This is a genomic window from Gottfriedia sp. NPDC056225 (assembly GCF_042267765.1).
Lineage (GTDB): Bacteria > Bacillota > Bacilli > Bacillales > Bacillaceae_G > Gottfriedia.
The window spans coordinates 18,446-38,891 of sequence record NZ_JBHJTJ010000015.1; the positions used below are offsets into that span (position 1 = coordinate 18,446).

Annotated in this window: 21 protein-coding genes; 10 read left to right on the forward strand and 11 right to left on the reverse strand. The window is 32.7% G+C overall.

The window, feature by feature from the left end; genetic code table 11:
• Positions 1-60: 60 nt before the first annotated feature.
• Positions 61-1,032: a metal-dependent hydrolase gene (locus ACFCYN_RS11955; RefSeq protein ID WP_172447086.1), complete on the forward strand. Its 972-nt coding sequence runs from the start codon at positions 61-63 to the stop codon at positions 1,030-1,032.
• Between the two features lie 124 nt (positions 1,033-1,156).
• Here ACFCYN_RS11955 and ACFCYN_RS11960 read toward each other — a convergent pair whose 3' ends face one another.
• Entirely contained in the window at positions 1,157-1,435 is a 279-nt protein-coding gene (locus ACFCYN_RS11960) for a YfhJ family protein (protein WP_098121528.1), read from the reverse strand.
• Between the two features lie 109 nt (positions 1,436-1,544).
• Here ACFCYN_RS11960 and sspK point away from each other — a divergent pair, with 109 nt between their 5' ends.
• Positions 1,545-1,703, forward strand: coding sequence for a small acid-soluble spore protein K (sspK, locus tag ACFCYN_RS11965; RefSeq protein ID WP_098121529.1), 159 nt, complete (start codon positions 1,545-1,547; stop codon positions 1,701-1,703).
• An 88-nt stretch (positions 1,704-1,791) separates the two neighbouring features.
• On the opposite strand, the gene ACFCYN_RS11970 is transcribed toward sspK, so the two are convergent.
• Both ACFCYN_RS11970 and recX read right to left on the reverse strand, forming a co-directional pair.
• Positions 1,792-2,118 (reverse strand): YfhH family protein, encoded by a 327-nt coding sequence (locus tag ACFCYN_RS11970; protein WP_172447085.1) that lies wholly within the window; start codon positions 2,116-2,118, stop codon positions 1,792-1,794.
• A gap of 228 nt (positions 2,119-2,346) precedes the next feature.
• The gene (recX, locus tag ACFCYN_RS11975; protein ID WP_375949475.1) at positions 2,347-3,162 is read right to left on the reverse strand and encodes a recombination regulator RecX; all 816 of its coding nucleotides are present in this window, start codon (positions 3,160-3,162) and stop codon (positions 2,347-2,349) included.
• A gap of 79 nt (positions 3,163-3,241) precedes the next feature.
• Here recX and ACFCYN_RS11980 point away from each other — a divergent pair, with 79 nt between their 5' ends.
• The 4 genes from ACFCYN_RS11980 (at position 3,242) to ACFCYN_RS11995 (ending at position 6,357) form a co-directional block, all read left to right on the forward strand.
• Positions 3,242-4,138 carry a TIGR01777 family oxidoreductase gene (locus ACFCYN_RS11980; RefSeq protein ID WP_375949477.1) on the forward strand — a complete coding sequence of 299 codons (897 nt, stop codon included), beginning with the start codon at positions 3,242-3,244 and terminating at the stop codon, positions 4,136-4,138.
• 20 nt (positions 4,139-4,158) lie between these two features.
• Positions 4,159-5,289, forward strand: coding sequence for an amidohydrolase (locus ACFCYN_RS11985; RefSeq protein ID WP_375949479.1), 1,131 nt, complete (start codon positions 4,159-4,161; stop codon positions 5,287-5,289).
• 313 nt (positions 5,290-5,602) lie between these two features.
• Positions 5,603-6,163, forward strand: a complete 561-nt coding sequence (locus tag ACFCYN_RS11990) for a GNAT family N-acetyltransferase (protein ID WP_375949481.1) — start codon at positions 5,603-5,605, stop codon at positions 6,161-6,163.
• Between the two features lie 68 nt (positions 6,164-6,231).
• On the forward strand, positions 6,232-6,357 hold the full coding sequence (locus ACFCYN_RS11995; RefSeq protein ID WP_172447081.1) for a YfhE family protein: 126 nt from the start codon (positions 6,232-6,234) through the stop codon (positions 6,355-6,357).
• Between the two features lie 118 nt (positions 6,358-6,475).
• Here ACFCYN_RS11995 and ACFCYN_RS12000 read toward each other — a convergent pair whose 3' ends face one another.
• The 3 genes from ACFCYN_RS12000 to pflB form a co-directional block, all read right to left on the reverse strand.
• Positions 6,476-6,658, reverse strand: a complete 183-nt coding sequence (locus ACFCYN_RS12000; protein WP_098121536.1) for a hypothetical protein — start codon at positions 6,656-6,658, stop codon at positions 6,476-6,478.
• Positions 6,659-6,828: 170 nt separating this feature from the next.
• Complete coding sequence (gene pflA, locus ACFCYN_RS12005; RefSeq protein WP_375949484.1) at positions 6,829-7,578, reverse strand: pyruvate formate-lyase-activating protein; 750 nt, start codon at positions 7,576-7,578, stop codon at positions 6,829-6,831.
• Positions 7,579-7,701: 123 nt separating this feature from the next.
• Positions 7,702-9,927: a formate C-acetyltransferase gene (pflB, locus tag ACFCYN_RS12010; protein WP_375949486.1), complete on the reverse strand. Its 2,226-nt coding sequence runs from the start codon at positions 9,925-9,927 to the stop codon at positions 7,702-7,704.
• A gap of 389 nt (positions 9,928-10,316) precedes the next feature.
• Between pflB and ACFCYN_RS12015 the strand changes: the two genes are divergently transcribed.
• From ACFCYN_RS12015 to ACFCYN_RS12030, 4 genes are all read left to right on the forward strand, one after another.
• Positions 10,317-11,210 (forward strand): ATP-binding protein, encoded by an 894-nt coding sequence (locus ACFCYN_RS12015; RefSeq protein WP_375949488.1) that lies wholly within the window; start codon positions 10,317-10,319, stop codon positions 11,208-11,210.
• Between the two features lie 18 nt (positions 11,211-11,228).
• Positions 11,229-13,106, forward strand: coding sequence for a vWA domain-containing protein (locus ACFCYN_RS12020; RefSeq protein WP_375949490.1), 1,878 nt, complete (start codon positions 11,229-11,231; stop codon positions 13,104-13,106).
• 229 nt (positions 13,107-13,335) lie between these two features.
• A complete protein-coding gene (locus ACFCYN_RS12025) occupies positions 13,336-15,258 on the forward strand; it encodes an LTA synthase family protein (RefSeq protein ID WP_172447076.1) in 1,923 nt (640 codons plus the stop codon).
• Between the two features lie 98 nt (positions 15,259-15,356).
• Complete coding sequence (locus ACFCYN_RS12030) at positions 15,357-16,508, forward strand: AI-2E family transporter (RefSeq protein WP_375949493.1); 1,152 nt, start codon at positions 15,357-15,359, stop codon at positions 16,506-16,508.
• Positions 16,509-16,557: 49 nt separating this feature from the next.
• On the opposite strand, the gene ACFCYN_RS12035 is transcribed toward ACFCYN_RS12030, so the two are convergent.
• The 5 genes from ACFCYN_RS12035 to ACFCYN_RS12055 all read right to left on the reverse strand — a co-directional run.
• Positions 16,558-17,037, reverse strand: coding sequence for a methylated-DNA--[protein]-cysteine S-methyltransferase (locus ACFCYN_RS12035; protein WP_216853993.1), 480 nt, complete (start codon positions 17,035-17,037; stop codon positions 16,558-16,560).
• 131 nt (positions 17,038-17,168) lie between these two features.
• Complete coding sequence (locus ACFCYN_RS12040; RefSeq protein ID WP_375949495.1) at positions 17,169-17,660, reverse strand: DinB family protein; 492 nt, start codon at positions 17,658-17,660, stop codon at positions 17,169-17,171.
• A 310-nt stretch (positions 17,661-17,970) separates the two neighbouring features.
• Entirely contained in the window at positions 17,971-18,720 is a 750-nt protein-coding gene (locus tag ACFCYN_RS12045) for a sulfite exporter TauE/SafE family protein (RefSeq protein WP_172447072.1), read from the reverse strand.
• 314 nt (positions 18,721-19,034) lie between these two features.
• On the reverse strand, positions 19,035-19,991 hold the full coding sequence (gene glsA / locus ACFCYN_RS12050) for a glutaminase A (RefSeq protein WP_216853992.1): 957 nt from the start codon (positions 19,989-19,991) through the stop codon (positions 19,035-19,037).
• Between the two features lie 111 nt (positions 19,992-20,102).
• The coding region (locus ACFCYN_RS12055; RefSeq protein ID WP_375949497.1) for a hypothetical protein at positions 20,103-20,446 on the reverse strand (344 nt) is incomplete at its 5' end.

The window sequence follows — 20,446 nt, forward strand, 5'->3', positions numbered from 1 at the left end:
ATATTTTTGTTAGTAGTTAATACTATAAGAATTAAAAGGGTAAATAAAGGGAGGAACTAAATGGATACTGGTACTCATCTTGTAATGGGATTTACACTTGGCGGATTAGCAACCCTGAGTCCAATCATCCTACATGACCCACATTTGGCAAACTCATTCTTATTAACAACAATCATCGGTTCACAATTACCAGATAGTGACACGATTTTAAAATTAAGAAATAACGCTAAATACTTAAAACATCATCGTGGAATTACACATTCAATTCCCGCAGTCATATTATGGACGCTATCGCTTTCCACCATTATGACACTATTTAATAATCGAGAACACTTTGGACTCTATTTATTTTGGTCTTTTCTAGCTGTTGGCGTACATGTTTTTGTAGATTTATTTAATGCATACGGAACACAAGCTCTAAGGCCATTTTCAAAACGTTGGATTGCTTTTGGGATCATCAACACTTTCGACCCAATAATTTTTGCAATCCATTTAGTAGGCGTGCCATTTGTTATATTTCATTTTAGAGCTGGTCCAATTTGTGTCATGCTCTATATCATCATGGTTCTTTACTATGCATTTAGATATAGACAAAAACAAATCGTAATTCAAACAGTAACTAAAAAATTACCAGATGCAAAACGTGTCTATGTTTCACCTTCTATAAAATACACTCATTATCATATTGTAGCAAGTACAGAAACTCATCATTACGTAGGAAAAATTAAGAAAAGAATCTTTAAAATTCACGATGTATTTAAGAGAATCCCATTACCTGTAATCGAAGACGTGAAAGCAGCCTTTAAAGACGATAATGTTAAATCCTTTCTCGCATTTTCACCTGTTTACATTTGGGAATTAATTGGATATGACGACCATAAGGAACTTAGACTAATCGACTTAAGATACCGAACCGAAACATACTATCCCTTCGTTGCCGTAGTTAAATTCGACTACGAACATAATATAATCAGTTCATTCACTGGTTGGATTTTTAGCGAAAAGAAATTACAGAAAAAATTAAAAGCTTAAATCCTAAAACAAGAAAGAAAACTGAGCGATTGGCGAGCTTTTAAAAATGAAACTACATCGATTTTTCTTCCCGTTGCCAATTTATAAGTATGAAAAAAATAACCCTTAGCTAAGGGTTATTTTTTTAATGAAGAAGATTGTCCTTCTCTTCAGTTACTAAAATTTGTAATCCTGGTGGCTTTGCAATTTTAATATCAGTTTCGTGCAAATACTTTCCATATTGAAAAATAAATTGTTGAACAACTTTTTTTGACATTTGTTCTCCATGATATTCTCCAGCCTTAGCATAAGTTGCTTCAAAATCTTCCCAAAGCCATTCCACCCAAATTTTTGCTTGTGAGTATGTTAATTGGCTATTTTCTTTTAGTAGTAGTTCAGTTAACTGCTCTAAATATTTCTCCATAAATTACACCTTCCAATTTTTAAACATTATTTATAATCATATCTGAATCTAAAATGGTCATCATATTGATGATGGTTCATCCCATCATTTATCACTAGGGGGTATTGAAATGACAACAAAAAGCGAACGATTTTCAGCTCAAAAGCATGATACGAAAATTGACGGATCAATCGACTATAAATCAAAAAATGCTTCAAAACGTCCTAACGGTCAAATAAATACAAGTCCACAAAGAAGAATGGCTAAAAGTGATCCTAGTAATGATTAATTTTTAGAAATGAAAGCCAGGAATAGATCGTTCCTGGTTTTTTATCTTTAATAAACACAATCTTTCTCTTTTCGTTTGATTGAAAGCTTTAGTTCGTTCCAATTTTTTTTAATAATGCAATAGGAATTCCTATTTCTTCTTCACTTGTACTTTTATGTCCCCAAGCAAAAATCCCATTCATATATGTTATCATGAATAAAACACCTGGTTCTTCGATCAATTCATATTGCATACCAGGAATAAATTGACTTGCGTCTAATAAGTATGATTGAGCCATCGTTTTTTTACGGAGTATAACTTCAAGTTCATTGATCATATCCATTTGTTCGGCTTTTCTAGCTTGGTGATTCAAATTGCTAATTTCTTGAACTAATTCATCTTTTGTTAAGTCACTATATCGTTTTGGAATTTGCATTTTAAGTCTCCTCTAAAATCATCATCGATAAGTTTATTATATCAAGCTAATAACATACTACCAATTAAATTAGTTTCAGACTGTTGTCAAGCGCTCGCTTACTTCGTTGCTTCGTCTGTCTGCGGTGCTCATTACCGTTTAGGTAACTCCGCTCCTCGAAGACAAACGCTCGCAATTAGTCTGAATTCAATTGTTTTGAACTTTGTCTACATATATCAACTAATTAAATTATGTTTCATCCTCTTCTAAAATTAAAATTGCTTTTTCAATTAAATCAATTGAAAAGCCTTTTCGATATAATGTTGTTTTCATTTTTTGTTTGTATTCCCAATCACTTAATTGTTCATATTTCCTTTTCGCTTTTCTAGCATGGATTAACAGTGCTTCTAATTCGTCATCCGCTTCACTTTCGTACTGTGTTTCTTCAATTGCGATCGAAGAGATGTTCGTTGAATAACCCTTTCTTCTTAGCAATTCTTCAAGCTTTGCTTTTTTTTGATTTGTTGAATACTTAGAAAGCGAAGAAACCTTTTTTTGACAAAGTGAAATGGCATGTTCAATTTGTGTTTCTTTTGAAAATAAGGCTAAGCTTTTTTCAATGATTGAATTAGGAATACCCTTTGCAACTAGTGCATTCTTAATAATAGTTGGCCCTTTTAAGGTCGTATTGATTGAAGTACTAACATAACTATTAGCATACTTTTCTTCATTAATATATCCTTCTTCTACAAGTCGAATGATCGTTGTTTGGATTGTTTCGATCAAGAATTCTTGCTTAGCTAAGTATTGCTCAATCTCTTTTTTAGTTCTCATCATTCTGGATAAATAAACAATACTTGAGAGATATGCTTTTCTTAATTGATCAGCATTTAGTACCTCTTCTATTTCATACGGCTCAAAAGACTGCCCTTTTTTTATATTAAATTTAACGATAGTATCGGCGTCTACACTAAATGCGTATTCTTCACCTTTACCATTATCAACATAAATATTAAAACGTTCTTTATTTAATTTTTGAACTTGAATTTTCGTAATAATAGACATAATTTACCTCAAAAGAAATTTTGTTTTACTATACACATAAAAATAATAATATCATATTATGAATTAAGGAGATGCGTGGATGAAGATTCTTCTTACAGGTGGTACTGGGTTTATTGGATCTCAATTAATAAATGAATTTATTCGAAGTGAATATCAATGTTATATCGTCACGAGAAATATAAGAACATCAACTAATCCATTTATTACTTATATTAATTGGGATCAATTAACCTCGAATTCTTTTAGGGAATCAATTGACATAGTCATTAACTTAGCTGGTGAATCAATAAACAGCGGCAGATGGTCTCAAAGATTAAAAGATAAAATTCTACAAAGCCGTTTACAATCTACAAATGAACTGATTGCATGGTTTGAAAGACAAGCCCACCGTCCAAACCTTTTTATTAATGCTAGCGCAATAGGGTATTACGGAACTTCAACATCATTAACTTTTAATGAGCATGACAAGCCTATTTCAAATGATTTTTTAGCATCAACAGTATTGGAATGGGAAAACGTTGCCAAAAAAGCAGAAGAATTGGGGATTCGGACTATTCTTGCTAGATTTGGCCTTGTACTTGGATTAAGCGGTGGAGCACTTCAAAAGATGATATTGCCATATAAGTATTTTATTGGTGGTCCTATTGGAAAAGGTACTCAATGGATTTCTTGGATTCATGAGAAAGATGTTGTTGGACTCATCATCCATTTAATAAAAAATAATGACATTCATGGACCGATTAATTTTGTGTCACCTAGTCCAGTCACAATGAATGAATTTAGTACACTCTTATCATCTACATTACATCGACCAAACAAATTAAAAGTCCCAGATTTTGCCCTTCAATTACTACTAGGTGAAATGAGTATGCTAGTTTTAGAAGGTCAAAAAGTTATGCCTTCTAAAGCTATACAAACTAATTATAACTTTCAATTTCCATCTTTAAAAGAAGCTTTACAGTTTACATTAAAATAGTATTTTTGAAAGGATTTATCATGAATCTATTATTTAAGAATGCAACAATTTTCCCCGTTACTTCTCAAGTTTTATATAATCATGATCTGTTAATTGAAAACGGGAAAATTAAAGAAATTGCACCAGATATTTTTTCTATGGAAGATCAAACGATCGTTATTGAATGTGCAGGTAAACCACTTTTTCCTGGCTTTATTGACGTGCACACTCATTTAGGACTTTATGACGAAGGAACTGGTTGGGCCGGAAATGACGCAAATGAAACAATTGAAGTATTGACTCCGCATATTCGTTCAATGGATGGAATATTGCCTCTTGATGTTGCCTTTAATGATGCCATTACGCATGGAATTACGACAGCTCATATCATGCCTGGAAGTGGAAACGTAATTGGAGGAACTACTTGTACAATTAAAACTTATGGTAAATGTGTCGATGAAATGATTATACAAGAGCCATCTGGATTGAAAATTGCTTTTGGAGAAAATCCAAAAAGGACTCATAGTAACGGGAATAAAGAATCGATTACTAGAATGGGAATTATGGGCATGCTCCGAGAGGCATTTTATGAAGCAAAAAATTCACATAACCCAGATGATTTTCGAATTATACCAATTATTAAAGCATTGAATAGAGAAATTCCAGTAAGAATTCATGCTCACCGTGCGGATGATATTTTATCAGCAATACGTTTTGGTGAAGAATTTAATTTAGATATCCGAATCGAACATTGTACGGAAGGTCATTTAATTGTTGACCAACTAAAGGATCGAAACCTTCAAGTATCTGTTGGTCCTACACTAACTAGACGTTCAAAAATCGAATTAAAAAATAAATCCTGGACTACATACAAAGCTCTTACTGATATTGGTGTAAGTGTTTCAATTACAACTGATCACCCATACACTCCAATTCAGTATTTAAATGTATGTGCAGCTATAGCAGTTCGTGAAGGTTTACCTGAAATCGAAGCATTAAAAGCAATCACGATAAATCCGGCAAAAAATCTTAATCTATCTCACAGAATTGGTAGCTTAGAATTAGGTAAAGATGGTGATGTCGTGCTATGGTCCCACCACCCGTTTCATTATATGGCTAAGCCATTAATCACTGTCATAGATGGTAGAATTGTGTATAAAAATATCGAATAATTTTACTTTTCAATTTGTAAAAAATCGTTTATTATAGTAGAGTAAGACTTTATGCGGTAAATTAAATAGATAGTGTAATAACACTATTCTTATATAGTATTTTAACGGGAAAGGCAAATGGTGAGCCACCAGTAAATCGCTGGTCCTAGTGGGTTCGATTCCCACCCCGAAATTTTAGGGTGCATTAAAAAATTATTCACAATTTATTCATAGTAATGCACTTCACAGGACTTCAAATTTTTTTTAGTCCTCACAAAAATTTCGCGGGTGGCGTAACCTTCTTTCGCTACCCTTATGATTAGGAGGAGTAGAGATGCTAAAACAGCGAGATTTACAAGATTGTTCTGTACTTTTTGAACTTATGGTGCATCCTGATGTCTTTCCCTTTGTGCGCCATAAAGCTAATTCGTACGAGGAATTCTTATTTATCACAAAACAAGCAATCGAACTAGAAGAACAAGGAAAAATGATATCAAGAACAATTTTAGATGAGTGGGGCAACCCTATTGGTAACATTTCATTACATGATATAGAAGCTGGATATGGCTTTTTAGGAACATGGTTAGGCAAACCTTTTCACGGAATGGGTTATAACAAACCAGCAAAAGATGCTTTCTTCCACGAGTTATTTCATGAATTAGGAATAAACTCTATTTTTATGCGTATTCGCAAAGTTAATAAACGCTCTTTTTATGCTGCAAGTAAACTACCATACGCAACTTTAGCGAACGAATCGCGTAGTTGCTTATATAAAGAAATAAATCAAAATGAAGAAATTTACGATCTATTTGAAATCACTAAAGATAATTATTTATTGCATACTATGCGTGAAGATTATCAACAACATGAGGTTACGCATTTAAAAGAAGCGTAATTTAGTATAGCCTCCTCAAAAAATGGATAGACTTACTAAGGATTTTATAACTTAGCGAGGTGTTTTTTGTGGAAAAACGAAAAGATAAAACAAGACGTAATTTAAGTTCTACTCAAGAAGTATTATATGCAAAAGAATTTAAACGCGCTGACCGCGCTGCAGGTTATACGAATTTTAATGGAGTAGGTAAATAACTATTTTCAAAAAGGCTTTTTAATAAAGCCTTTTTTATTTTATTAATATAACTTTTTCCAACTATTCTATCGGTTAGTTTCCCCACATATAAACAACTATTTTCAAAAAATCATTTTCTTATTTAATCTCACTTGATTCGATGATCAAAACAGACGATGGTCTAACATAATATTCTTTACTAAGCTTCTGTATAATTCGATTCATCTCGTCTTCAATTTTTTCGCCTCGTACAAAACTTCCCCCCACTACTTCAACTTCATTATCACGAAATACATACCATGAAAATCGAAACTCTTTCATAAAACACACCCTTTAAAAAACAACTATTTTTCATTATATTCATGAAAGTCAAATTTATTTTAGTCAAATGTCTAAATAATAATAAAAAGCTAACCAAATTGAAAAATGGTTAGCTTAAGACTGCTGACAACCGCACGCTTACTTCGTTGTCTCGCTGTGATAAATTTATATTAACCGTTTTGTAATACTTTTGGGTTCGTTAATAACTGAAATGCATGATTTACACTTTCTTCAGATGGTGGCTGAATATCTTTTAATGGATACTTTAATCCTAATGCTTCCCACTTATAAACGCCTAATTGATGATATGGTAAAATTTCAATTTTTTCTGCGTTGCCTAATGTATTAATGAAGCCACCTAAGTTTATTAAATCTTCTTCTGAATCAGTAATGCCAGGAACTAAAACATGGCGAATCCAAACTGGAGTTTTTTTCTTATCCAAGTATTTAGCAAAAGCTTTAATCTGTTCATTTGATTTACCAGTCAACTTTATATGTTTTTTTTCATCAACATGTTTTAAATCTAACAAAACTAAATCTGTATACTCTAATACCTCATCTAATTTTGAAAGAAAATTGGGTTCAGTGCTGAAGCAACCACCAGAGCTATCAATTGTTGTGTGGATTCCAATTTTCTTACAAGATTTAAACATTTCTAACAGAAAATCTAATTGTAGTAAAGGTTCGCCACCACTAACTGTAACCCCACCACCAGATGATTTCATAAAAGGAAGATACGTCTTAATATCTTTCATTAGTTGCTCTACTGACATTTCTTTCCCAGAACCAATCTTCCAAGTATCCGCGTTATGACAATATTGACATCTTAATAAACATCCTTGAGTAAAGATTACATATCTAAGACCTGGTCCATCGACAGTACCGCAAGTTTCAATTGAATGTATATTTCCTGAAATCATTTGCCAATCACCTCTTTAATTAGTATCTACCTGAAAACAATCCCAGCTAATAAGTAAGAATTAAAAAATGAAAGCCTAGTGAATATTTAACTTCACCAGGCAAAAAGCATTACTGAAGCAATTTTACATAGAACCGTGGAAAGTTCTGTTTATGACATCGATTTGCTGTTCTCTAGTTAGTTTTATAAAGTTAACTGCATAGCCAGAAACTCTGATCGTTAACTGTGGATATTCTTCTGGATGCTCCATTGCATCCATTAATGTTTCTCTATTGAATACATTTACATTTAGGTGATGTCCACCTTTTTCTGTATATCCATCTAACATTGCTACTAAGTTTAATATTTGAGTCGTTTCATCTTTACCTAATGCTTTTGGAACAATTGAGAACGTATTAGAAATTCCATCTTGTGCATCTTCGTAAGGTAATTTTGCTACAGAACTTAATGATGCTAGCGCTCCATTTGTATCGCGTCCGTGTAATGGGTTGGCACCTGGAGCAAATGGTTCGCCAGCTTTTCGTCCATCAGGTGTATTACCCGTCTTTTTACCGTATACAACATTAGACGTGATCGTTAGTACTGATGTTGTATGAATAGAATTACGATAAGTTTTATGCTTTCTTACTTTTGCCATAAATCGTTCAACAAGGTCAACAGCAATATCATCTACTCGATCATCGTTATTTCCGTATTTTGGATAGTCTCCCTCAATTTCAAAATCAACGACAATTCCGTTTTCATCACGAATCGTTTTAACTTTTGAATGTTTAATAGCTGATAATGAATCTGCACATACTGACAATCCTGCAATACCTGTTGCCATTGTTCGTTTAATAGTTGCATCATGTAATGCCATTTCAATTCGTTCATAACTATATTTATCATGCATATAGTGGATACAATTTAACGTATTAACATATAGACCTGCTAACCAATCCAATAAAACATCAAACTTCATTTTTACTTCTTCGTAATCAAGATATTCAGTTGTAATTGGAGCATACATTGGTGCCACTTGCATTTTTGACTTTTCATCTATACCACCATTAATTGCATATAATAATGCTTTTGCAAGATTTGCTCGCGCACCGAAGAACTGCATTTGTTTACCAATTGTCATTGCAGATACACAACATGCAATGCCGTAGTCATCGCCATAATCAGGACGCATGATATCATCATTTTCATATTGAATTGAACTAGTTTTAATTGACATTTTAGCGCAATATTGCTTAAAGCCTACTGGTAATTGTGCTGACCAAAGTACTGTTAAGTTTGGCTCTGGAGCTGGTCCTAAATTATCTAATGTATTTAAAAAACGGAATGAGTTTTTCGTTACAAGTGGGCGTCCATCAATTCCTATTCCACCAATTGATTCAGTAACCCAAGTTGGATCCCCTGAAAATAATTCATTATAATCCGGTGTTCGAGCAAATTTAACTAATCGAAGTTTCATGACAAAGTGGTCAACTAGCTCTTGTGCTTCTTGTTCAGTCATTGTATTTTCTTCAATGTCACGCTCAATATATATATCTAAAAATGTTGATACGCGGCCTAAGCTCATCGCAGCTCCATTTTGTTCTTTTATTGCTGCTAAATAACCAAAATATAACCATTGGAAAGCTTCTTTTGAATTTGTTGCAGGTTTAGAAATATCAAAACCATGCGTCTTTGCCATTTGCATTAATTCTTTTAGAGCACGAATTTGTTCATTTAATTCTTCACGATCTCGAATAACCTCTTCAGACATAACATTTGTCGTGATATTTAAAGCGTTCATTTTATCTTTAATCAATCGATCTACACCGTATAATGCTACCCTTCTATAGTCACCAATTATTCGCCCACGGCCATATGCATCAGGTAATCCAGTAATAACGCCAGAACGTCTTGCTGCTTTCATCTCTGCCGTGTAAGCGTCAAATACACCTTGGTTATGTGTTTTTCGATATTCCAAAAATACTTTACTTATTTCATCATCAACTTTATATCCATAAGATTCACATGCTGCTTCAGCCATTCGGATCCCACCAAATGGTTGTAGTGATCGTTTGAAAGGTTTATCTGTTTGGAAACCAACAATTTGTTCTAATTCTTTTTCTAAATAGCCTGGTTCATGTGAAGTGATTGTAGATACAATCTTCGTATCCATATCTAGAACTCCGCCATTTTGGCGTTCTTCTTTAGATAAATTAAGTACTATATCCCAAAGTTTTTTAGTTGCATCAGTTGGCCCGACTAGAAATGAATCATCACCAACATAAGATTTAAAGTTTTTTTGAATAAAGTCTCTTACATCAATCGTTTTTTCCCATCGTCCAGTTTCAAATTGTCTCCATTGTTCCATCGTATTACTCCTCCTCTTCTGCATGTAATACAGAAAGTTAATTAGGTATATAACAGATTACATGTTTAATTTATCATATGATTTACTAAATCTTTTACATACTTTTTGAACATATTGTGAAATATTGAACAAAGTAGTCTAAAACTTAATAATATAAACAATTAGATACTTTCCACTTTATTACAGTTGTTTCATATATATAGTAATTCATTCTGAAAACTTTCCTGATAATTTACAAACTGTTATACTAAGTAGATGGAATCTGTATTACCAAATTCCAATAAAATTTGTGGACAAGACATTCACAATCTTGATATGTGATAATATGATGGTTAGTACAAAAATGGATCAATTCAAATATTGAACACTGTTTAATTAAAGGAGTAATTATGAATACACAACTAAATCTTTCTAGTTCTATAAAAGAAAAATTAAATTTTATATACAATGAACACATTCAAAAGGTACTAAAAGAAGACCAACTATTAGTAGGAACAAAACAATATGTTTCCCAAGACAAAACAATTTTAGAAGATGCAATAACAGCTCTTCTACTCGGTAAAAATATACTATTAAAGGGTCCAACTGGAAGTGGTAAAACAGTTCTAGCCGAAACCCTTTCAAAATTACTTTATCAACCAATGCACAGCATAAATTGTTCAGTTGATTTAGATATAGAAGGGATTGTCGGATATAACACAATTGCTTCAAATACTAATGGATCCGAAGTTGTATTTATTGATGGACCTTTAATGAAGGCAATGAAAAAGGGTCATATTTTATATATAGATGAAATCAATATGGCTAAACCAGAAACATTGCCATTACTACACGGTGCACTTGATTATCGCAAAATGATTACAAACCCATTTACTCAAGAAGTAGTAAAAGGTGATGAAAACTTTAGAGTAATCGCAGCAATTAATGAAGGATACGTAGGGACAAGTGAATTAAATGAAGCTTTAAAAAACCGTTTCATTATTATTGATGTTCCTTATATAAATGGTGAGTCTTTATTTCAATTATTAAAAGATGAGTCTGAGTTAAAGGACGAAGAGTTATTGAAAAAGTTCACTAGTTTTTCAAGTGATTTAATTCCATTGGCTAGTGAAGGAAGAATTAGTGAAGATGCAGCTAGTATTCGTGGTGTACTTGACGCATGTGATTTATCAGTTCATATTCCAGTACTTAGAGCAATTGAACGTACTATTATCGCGAAATTAAGTGATGATATCGAGCGTGAAACTGTTAGAGAATTAGCAGAAAGTTATTTTCTTTCTTGAAATGAGTGAGATTAAAATATGAAACAAATCATTTTTAATAATAAAAAAATCGATGCATCCACATTTCTTCAAATGGAAAATTTATCGATCTCTCTTTCAAAAAATCAAAATGCATTTTTAGAATTTGATTTTCAGGCTTATTATGACGATGAAGAACAAAAATTTACGATAAGTCATTTTTGGGAAACTCAAGAACATAACACACAGTTACAGGGCCTAAAATCAGACGTGTACTTAAAAGCTTTAGGTAATAAGCATTATACCGATTTTACTGAATTTAAGGATGTCCTTAAGGAATTACACGAAACTCATTTAAAAAGCTTTTTTACACAACTTTACGTCCTACTCGAAGATATCCGATTAGAAGAACTAATTATTCGCCAAAGACCGGGTACAAGACAATTATTTTCTACGAGAAAAAGAATATATAGACATTATTTTGAATCGCAATATAAAGCAAATGAAATCCGTAATTTCCATTTAGATCAATTATTTTGTTTAATCTATCTTTCACTCACCTCTTCACAGTTAACTTATCATACAAATGAACAATTAGAGGATATTTTACCAATCCTTTTTCAAACGTTTGAAGCTAAGAAGACGAGTGATATTTCTTCTATTATATTTAGAGTGCAACAGAGATTACTTTCAATCTATAAGGAAGATATGATTCACACATACTTTGGCTATCTTCCATTAAATAAACTTACCGACCTTGCTTCTTGTAACAGTCAAGTTAAGGAACTTCAAAATGATGACAGTCAAGATGGTCTTGATGAAAGAAATAGTGAAGATGAAAAATTATCCACTTGGCATAGAGAAAGTAAGAATAATGAAACAGACGATAATTTTTTACGCTTTGAAGTAGAAAGTGGAACAAAAACTTCTATTAAAGCAAACTTTGCAAGAGAAGAAGAAGCCGGTGATCAGGCAATTGCAAATGCATTCGGTTCCTCTAAACAAGGCGAGAATAAAAAATCAAAACAAACTGAATCACATGAGGTTTCTAATTCATCCTCTTCACAGCAAAATGCTTATGGCAAATACAATAGCAATGTATCAATAAGACATCTCGAAGCAATTGGACAAAATATAAGTGAAAAGAAGCAGTATTCTACATTATCAGCAATGGTCTCAAAAGATGTTAAAGAATTAAGAAAAACGATTGAAAAATCTTTAGAGAATAAACAAAATGCACCAACGGATAAGTACTATGGCAGACTAAATAAAAAATGGATTCGACTGTTCACAGAAGAAAATCCTAAAATGTTCTATAAAAAACAAAATGAATCGAAAGAATTAGATGCAGTTTTTTACTTACTAGTTGATTGCTCAGGATCGATGTTTAATAAAATGGATGAAGTTAAAAAAAGTGTTATTCTATTCCATGAAACATTGAAACAATTAAAAATTTCGCATAGTATTAGTGGATTTTGGGAGGATGCTTCAAATGCATCTAAAGAAAATAAACCAAATATATTGCATCAAGTCATTCCGTTTTCTAGCTCCTTATCACCTTCAGTTGGTCCTAATATAATGCAGCTTCATGAAGAAGAAGATAATCGTGACGGATTAATGATTAGAGTTGTTTCAGAAGAGCTCGCTAAACGAACGGAAAAGCATAAATTTCTACTTGTTTTTACAGACGGCGAACCTTCAGCTCTAGACTATTTCCAGGATGGTATTATCGATACCCATGAAGCAGTTAAGCAAGCTAGAAAACTTGGAATTGAAGTAATTGGTACTTTCATTGAAGAAGAAGAACATCAAGAAGAAACATCGCAGTTAATGAAAAATATTTATCAGCACCATTATTTAATCGCCTCAGATGCTGAAGATTTAAGAGTTCAATTAAAGCCGATGTTAAAAAAATTACTATTAAGAAGCATAGATTGATAAAGTTGTCCATAAAATGAAAATAAGAATAGGCTTACTAGTAGCCTATTTTTTTTATATACTTAATAGATTTTGTCGAACGGATTTACATAACGAAATCGTATTTCCTATTGATTTTTAATTTTAAACGGAGTACGATAAATTTTGACGACTTAGAGAGATGCATATTTAAAGAAAAGCTAGTTGACTGAACGCTAGTTTGTTTTGTATTTAAGGGGGATTAGAGACTATGCCTACTTCATTTAAAGCAACATTTTCACGTGTACGATTCGTATTACTAGTTGCGTTAGTAGTTTGGCTAAAAACGTATATTGTTACTCTTTTTAGTTTCGATTTAAAAATTGATACAGTCTTTCAAAATGTAATATTATTTATTAGCCCATTAGCATCCTCTTTATTTCTAGTAGGGATCGCCTTGTTTTTCAAAGGGAAAAAACGTAATGCGATAGCCTTGCTAATAAATTTCATTTTAACTTTACTATTATGTGGAAACGTTTTATTTTATGGATTCTTTAATGACTTCATAACTTTACCAGTACTTTTCCAAACTAGTAATATGGGTGATTTAGGATCTAGTGTAAAAGAATTAGCAAGCTTTAAAATCATATTTATGTTTATTGATATTTTGATCTTGTATTTCATCTCAAAAAAATTTCCTAAATTTTCAAACAGTGGTCGAATACCTTCATTTATGAAGTCAACTTATTATTTAATCACGATTGCAATTGCTGTATTAAACTTAGGATTAGCTGAAATGGAAAGACCTGAATTACTTACTCGATCATTTGACCGAGAAATGCTTGTAAAAAATCTTGGTTTATATGTATATCAAGGTTATGATCTTTCACTTCAAACAAAAACATCAACACAAAAGGCTTTTGCTGATAGTAGTAAATTAACTGAAATCGAAAACTACGTAAATAGCAATGGTGTAAAAGCAGATGCAAAGCTTTTTGGAAAATATAAAGGCAAAAATGTTATCGTTATTTCATTAGAATCAATGCAAAATTTCACAATTGGTGCAAAGGTTAATGGGAAAGAAATAACTCCATTTTTAAATAAATACATTAAAGAAAGTTATTATTTTGACCACTTTTACCATCAAACAGGTCAAGGTAAAACATCTGATGCTGAGTTTATTATCGATAACTCACTATATCCACTAGATCGTGGTGCTGTCTATTTCACACACGCAAATAACGAATATATGGCTACACCTGAAATTTTAAAAAATCAAGGATATTATTCAGCTGTATTCCATGCAAATAATAAAAGTTTCTGGAATCGAAATGTAATGTACCCTTCTTTAGGCTACGACCGATACTTTAACGAATCAGATTTTAATATTACAGATGAAAATTCAGTTAACTGGGGATTAAAGGATGTAGATTTTTTTGAACAATCACTCCCTCTTTTATCACAAGTGAAACAACCGTTTTATTCTAGATTTTTAACGTTATCAAACCATTATCCTTTCGTACTTGATCCTAAAGATCAATTCATTGATCAATATAACTCTGGTGACGAAACACTTGATCGATATGTAACGACTGTACGATATATGGATGAAGCAATTAAGGATTTTATTGAAGGTCTGAAAAAATCAGGTCTTTATGATAATACGATTATTGTTATGTATGGTGATCATTATGGAATTTCTGAAAACCATAATCGTGCAATGGCTCAGTTCTTAGGTAAAGATGAAATAACACCTTATGATCATATGGATTTACAACGTACGCCATTTATTATTCATTTACCTAAGCAACAAAAAGGTAAGACAATTACAAAGGTTGCTGGTCAAATCGACGTAAAACCTACTATTCTTCACCTTTTAGGTGTAGATACCAAATCAGATATCGAATTTGGTAAAGATTTATTTAGTCCAGAATATACAGAATTTATTGTTTTCCGCGATGGAAGTTTCGTCACAAGTAAATATTATTATGTAGCTGGCTCAAATACTTTTTATAATCGAAAAACTGCAGAAAAAGTAGAACTTAGCGATCAGGAATCCAAATTGCTAATCGATAAAGCAAAGAAAGAATTAACTCTTTCAGATAATATTGTTTACGGAGATTTACTACGCTTTGACACTAATAATATGTATAAAACTGGTACAATGCAAACAATCACTGAACCAAATCAGTAAGAGGTGCTTTTACAAGCATCTCTTTTTGTTATATTATGGTATTTATACATAAGTTTTTAATTTAATAAAATTCATAATACAGTAAAGGAGGTTATTGATTGTTTAAAAACTCTAAGTTATTATTTTGGACGGTCGAAATACTATTGTTATTCTTAGTTTTATTCGTTGGAACAAAGATTTCATTTTTATTTCAACCAATAGCAATTTTAATTAGTACATTATTTGCACCGATACTTGTCTCGATCTTCCTATATTTCCTATTAGCACCAATAGTCGATTTTTTAGAGCGTAAAAAGGTGCCTCGTTCGATCGGTATTTTGCTTCTTTACCTTGCATTAATCTTAATTGCAGTAGTAACTATCATTAATGTATTCCCTACTTTAACCGATCAATTTAAAGATTTGGTAAATAATATGCCAACTATTGTAAATAAAGCTACAAATAAAATTGGATTATTAGAAAAGTGGTTAGGAAGCCAAAACTACGTTGAAATTAAAGATTTAGAAAAGAAAGTTGCAGATTACTCAATCGTATTTCTTGGTGGAATTACGGGTGGAATTGGTGCATTTTTTAATATACTTAGCAATGTAACTTTAATCATTTTAACGGTTCCATTTATATTGTTTTATATGTTTAAAGACGGTCATAAATTTCCTACTGCAATGTCTCGTTTTTCACCTCAAAGTTTGAGGAAAGAAGCAATTCATATAGCTAAGGAAACAAGTGAAACATTGGCTTCTTACATTCAAGGTCAAACCATTGTTTGTATATTCGTAGGTATTGGAACATTTATTGGATACAGCATTATCGGATTACCTAATGCTTTAATTTTAGCCTTAGTTGCAGCTGTTACAAATATCATTCCTTACTTCGGTCCATTTATCGGAGGAGCTCCTGCAGTAATTGTTGCTATACTAATTTCTCCAAAAATAGCTTTATTCGTAATATTAGTGATTTTAATCGTCCAACAAATTGATTCAAATTTAATCTCACCATATATTATGGGGAAAAAGTTAAATATTCATCCTTTAACGATTATTTTACTATTATTATTTGCGGGTAACTTCGCAGGTGTACTTGGTATGGTTTTAGCTGTACCAACATATGCAATCTGTAAAGTAGTAATTATTAATATATCTAGAATCATTAAGTTAAGGAAAAAAGCAAAATTCGCAGATAGTATTATAGATGAAGACGTTGAGCCAAAAATTGAAATAAACATTATCGACGAAAAAGAACCGAAAGAATAAAAAATAGCAGGAATATGGAAACTAGAGTCCATGATTCCTGCTCTTTTTATTATATTTCTAATCTCATACCTTGTTCTCTTTTTAACAACCACTCTTTCCGCCATAAGCCTCCAGCATAACCAGTTAACTTACCATTCGATCCAATAATTCGATGGCAAGGAACGATGATACTTAGCGGATTTCTCGCATTTGCATTAGCAACTGCTCTTACCGCTTTTGGATTTCCTATTCGATTAGCAATATCTGCATAAGAAGCTGTTTCTCCATATTTTACTTTAACAAGTTCCCTCCATACACTTTCCTGAAAAGGAGTTCCTTTTGCAATTGACTGAATACTAAATTCCTTTCGATTTCCGTTGAAATATTCAACTAATTCATTTACTGCATCCTTTAAAGCAATCGGAACTATTTTACTGATTTCACCATTCTCTTCTTTCACAAAATCAATATATGCTACTCCTTGATCATTCCCAACAATCCGCAACATACCTAACGGGGTGTCTATATGCGCTGTTTCTAAATCATTCATCATTCATTCTCCTATGCTTTAAGTCGCTACTACATTGCTTCATTACATTGATTATAGCCATTTCTCTTATAAAATTTAACCTCTTGTTCACTCAGCCATACAATAAAAAATCCTCTAACCTTAATTTCCTCTTAATCCTCTGTGCCTAAAACATCTGTATTAGGTGGAATATACCCCATTTGACGAGCCATTGCGACAATTTGTCCTTTATGATGATATTCGTGTGTAATTGTATGTATTAACAATTTCATCGGTGTAAAGGAAATTTCTTCATTACTATTTCTCCATGGAATCGTTCTAATAATAGGTTTATTTAAGTCATCAATCGGCATACCATATAATTCACTTACGTATAAATCAGCTAGTTCAAATCTTGATCTAATATCCTCAAGACTAATATTTACGATATTTTCCTTTGGCGTAATTGGCTTTTTTGTTTTTAATAAAATAAACGAACCAATCCAAGCAATATAACATTCAGCCATATGCAGCAGTGATTCTCTTACACTTTGAAAACCGAACCCGTCTAGTTTACTAGTAAAATCCTCTTGCTTTAATTCACTACAAAAGTTTAATAATGTTTCACGATTTTCTTTAACCCAATTATATTCTTTCAGATTCATTACCCTCACCTCTTAAACGATTGATTATTTATGCTATTCTACTTAGGCGTAAAAATCACCTTTTTTATGCTGTGGATGTATTAATACGTAGCAATATTGCGGAAAATACGAACACTATGTGTACTTTATTGATAAAGCTGTGAACTTTGTTGACAAAGTTATAGTTTTTGTTGATATAACAGTAGTTTTTATTGATATAGTATTCAAATTTGTTGATAAAATAATTTCAGAGTATATCCATTAAATAAATAATCTTCAATTATCAACAAAAATAAAAAGTCTGTGGACATTCGCACAGACCTTTACACATTTACACAAATAACTTCAAACTTACTTGAACAATTAACAAGACAGAAACTGAAATCAAAAGAATTCGGGCAAGCTTCATCGGTACGAATTCTGCAAACCTTAATCCAACCTGATTCCCAAGAATCGAAGCAGCTGCCATTGTTACAGCGATTTTCCATTGAAAGTGGCCCGTCATATAAAAAATGACAAACGCTGATAAACAACTACCAAAATTTAATACTCTTGCTAATTGAACAGCATTTACATAAGTAAACCCTTTTTTAATAAAATACAAGATTGCAAATGTTGATGAACCCGGACCAAAGCCCCCATCATAAACGCCGATTCCAGTTAAGATTCCTCTATCTAGTAATGTTTGCTTTTCCACACCGTTTTTATTCTTAGTTTCATAGTTCCACTTTTTACTTGCAAATGTTAACCATACCGAGCCAGTTAATAAAACTAATGCGACTATATTCATCACATGTTCATTTAACATACTTGTAACAAATGCTCCAATTCCTCCACCCAATATAGAAACAAGTATAAATTGCAAAATGATAGATGGCTTAAAATCCCTCTTTTTAATTGTATAAAGTATACTACTAAACGATCCTAAACCTGAAGCAAACTTATTTGTAGCAATACCCGTTTGAATTGGAATTCCAAGAAAAATCATCATAGGAAGTGTAATTAATCCCCCACCACCTGCTAACGTTCCAACCACTGCAGCACCGATTCCTAAAATAAAAAGTAATAATAGTGAGTCCATTTTCCTATCCCCTTTTTTGCGTCTACCTCTACTATACACAAAATATTCGAATAAAGGGAAAAGTTAAGGACTAATTTTAAGGATCAGATTCAGAAAAAATAGGACGAAGGGGAAAAATTGGTTGAAATTAGGGACTTTTTATTCACATTCCAAAGGATTATTTAAATAGTTTAAACTTATGAGCGCGGTGATTTTAGGGGGAAATTGTTAAATCAACACCCCCTGCTTTTATTAATCCATGACATAAGTTCAAAATCATAAAAAAGGAGTGCCCCTATGTCATACAACCTGACTTATGAGACAACCCCTTATGTTTAAAAAATACTTAAATTATATTTAGAAGCAAGCAATTCTAACAGTTTTATACCTGCTATGCTATTTCCTTTTTCATCAAGTGAGGGTCCATAAACTCCGATTCCAAATCTACGAGGCACTGCACCCATCACACCGCCAGAAACTCCACTTTTAGCTGGAATTCCCACTTTAATGGCAAACTCACCTGATGCATTGTACATCCCACAAGTAACCATAAATGTATTACAAATCTTAGCAACTTTCTCAGGGATAAGTTGGGTTTTAGATATTGGATCCCATCCATCAAGCGCAAAAACAAGTCCAATCCTCGCCAATTCAACACAATTTACTTCAACTGAGCATTGCTTCGTATATAAATCTAATAACAACTCGACATCTTCAGTAATAATGCCATGCTCCTTCATAAAGTAACAAAGTGATCTGTTCAGATGTGCTGTTTCAAACTCTGATGCAGCAACCTCTTTCGAGTATGAAAGATCTTTATTACCTGTTAAAACTTTCATGAAGTTTAAAAGTCGCTGAAATCTATCATTTATACTATGACCTTTTATCATACTTGTAACAGCCAATGCTCCAGCGTTAATCATTGGATTTAATGGCTTACCAGCAGACCTAATCTCTAATTTCGCAATCGAATTAAAAGGATCACCCGTTGGTTCCATCCCTACTCGTTCGAATACATAATCCTCGCCTCGATCCATTAATACCAAAGCTAAAGTAATCACTTTCGATATACTTTGCAAAGTATATCGAGCACTCGTATTACCAGCTTCAAAATGTCGTCCATCAGGCAAAAACACTGCCAATGATAAATCCTTTTTCTTTGCCTTCGCAAGTGCAGGAATATAATTGGCTACTTTCCCATACTGGATAAACTCCTTCGCCTCTTCAATAAGGACTTTCAAATCCTCCATATGCTGAACTTCTTTTTCTTCTCGAAATCCATTTTGCGTCATAAAATCACCTATTTAGTTTAATTCAGTTTTAAAGTAAAAAAGCAAATGAAAGGAAAAGACACCTAAAACCGCTTTTTCAGAGTGTCTATTATTATTTACTACCTATCTTTGCTATCTACCTCTCCTACCAGATCTTCCTTCGTTACGTGTACTACCTGTACTTCTAGATCTTCCATCGTTTCTTGTTCTACCTGCTCTGCCAGCATTTCCCGTTCTTTCCGATCTGTCCGCATATCCAGATCTTTCCGCTCTACTTGCACTTCCTGATCTTTCCGCTCTGCTTCCACTTCCTGTTCTTTCCGCTCTGCCAGCATTTCCTGTTCTTTCCGCTCTACTTGCATTTCCTGTTCTTTCCGCTCTGCCAGCATTTCCTGTTCTTTCCGCTCTGCTTGTACTTCCTGATCTTTCAGTTCTGCTTCCACTTCCTGGTCTTTCAGTTCTGCTTCCACTTCCTG

What these genes read in the sequence shown, in the direction of transcription:
- pflB (WP_375949486.1), bottom strand. Translation starts at nt 9,927, where the DNA reads ATGGAACAATGGAGACAATTTGAAACTGGACGATGGGAAAAAACGATT.
- recX (WP_375949475.1), bottom strand. Translation starts at nt 3,162, where the DNA reads ATGTCTATTATTACGAAAATTCAAGTTCAAAAATTAAATAAAGAACGT.
- ACFCYN_RS11960 (WP_098121528.1), bottom strand. Translation starts at nt 1,435, where the DNA reads ATGGAGAAATATTTAGAGCAGTTAACTGAACTACTACTAAAAGAAAAT.
- ACFCYN_RS11980 (WP_375949477.1), top strand. Translation starts at nt 3,242, where the DNA reads ATGAAGATTCTTCTTACAGGTGGTACTGGGTTTATTGGATCTCAATTA.
- ACFCYN_RS11955 (WP_172447086.1), top strand. Translation starts at nt 61, where the DNA reads ATGGATACTGGTACTCATCTTGTAATGGGATTTACACTTGGCGGATTA.
- ACFCYN_RS11970 (WP_172447085.1), bottom strand. Translation starts at nt 2,118, where the DNA reads ATGCAAATTCCAAAACGATATAGTGACTTAACAAAAGATGAATTAGTT.
- pflA (WP_375949484.1), bottom strand. Translation starts at nt 7,578, where the DNA reads ATGATTTCAGGAAATATACATTCAATTGAAACTTGCGGTACTGTCGAT.
- ACFCYN_RS12000 (WP_098121536.1), bottom strand. Translation starts at nt 6,658, where the DNA reads ATGAAAGAGTTTCGATTTTCATGGTATGTATTTCGTGATAATGAAGTT.
- ACFCYN_RS12040 (WP_375949495.1), bottom strand. Translation starts at nt 17,660, where the DNA reads ATGAATCTGAAAGAATATAATTGGGTTAAAGAAAATCGTGAAACATTA.
- ACFCYN_RS12020 (WP_375949490.1), top strand. Translation starts at nt 11,229, where the DNA reads ATGAAACAAATCATTTTTAATAATAAAAAAATCGATGCATCCACATTT.
- ACFCYN_RS11990 (WP_375949481.1), top strand. Translation starts at nt 5,603, where the DNA reads ATGCTAAAACAGCGAGATTTACAAGATTGTTCTGTACTTTTTGAACTT.
- sspK (WP_098121529.1), top strand. Translation starts at nt 1,545, where the DNA reads ATGACAACAAAAAGCGAACGATTTTCAGCTCAAAAGCATGATACGAAA.
- ACFCYN_RS11985 (WP_375949479.1), top strand. Translation starts at nt 4,159, where the DNA reads ATGAATCTATTATTTAAGAATGCAACAATTTTCCCCGTTACTTCTCAA.
- glsA (WP_216853992.1), bottom strand. Translation starts at nt 19,991, where the DNA reads ATGACGCAAAATGGATTTCGAGAAGAAAAAGAAGTTCAGCATATGGAG.
- ACFCYN_RS12035 (WP_216853993.1), bottom strand. Translation starts at nt 17,037, where the DNA reads ATGAATGATTTAGAAACAGCGCATATAGACACCCCGTTAGGTATGTTG.
- ACFCYN_RS12025 (WP_172447076.1), top strand. Translation starts at nt 13,336, where the DNA reads ATGCCTACTTCATTTAAAGCAACATTTTCACGTGTACGATTCGTATTA.
- ACFCYN_RS12045 (WP_172447072.1), bottom strand. Translation starts at nt 18,720, where the DNA reads ATGGACTCACTATTATTACTTTTTATTTTAGGAATCGGTGCTGCAGTG.
- ACFCYN_RS12015 (WP_375949488.1), top strand. Translation starts at nt 10,317, where the DNA reads ATGAATACACAACTAAATCTTTCTAGTTCTATAAAAGAAAAATTAAAT.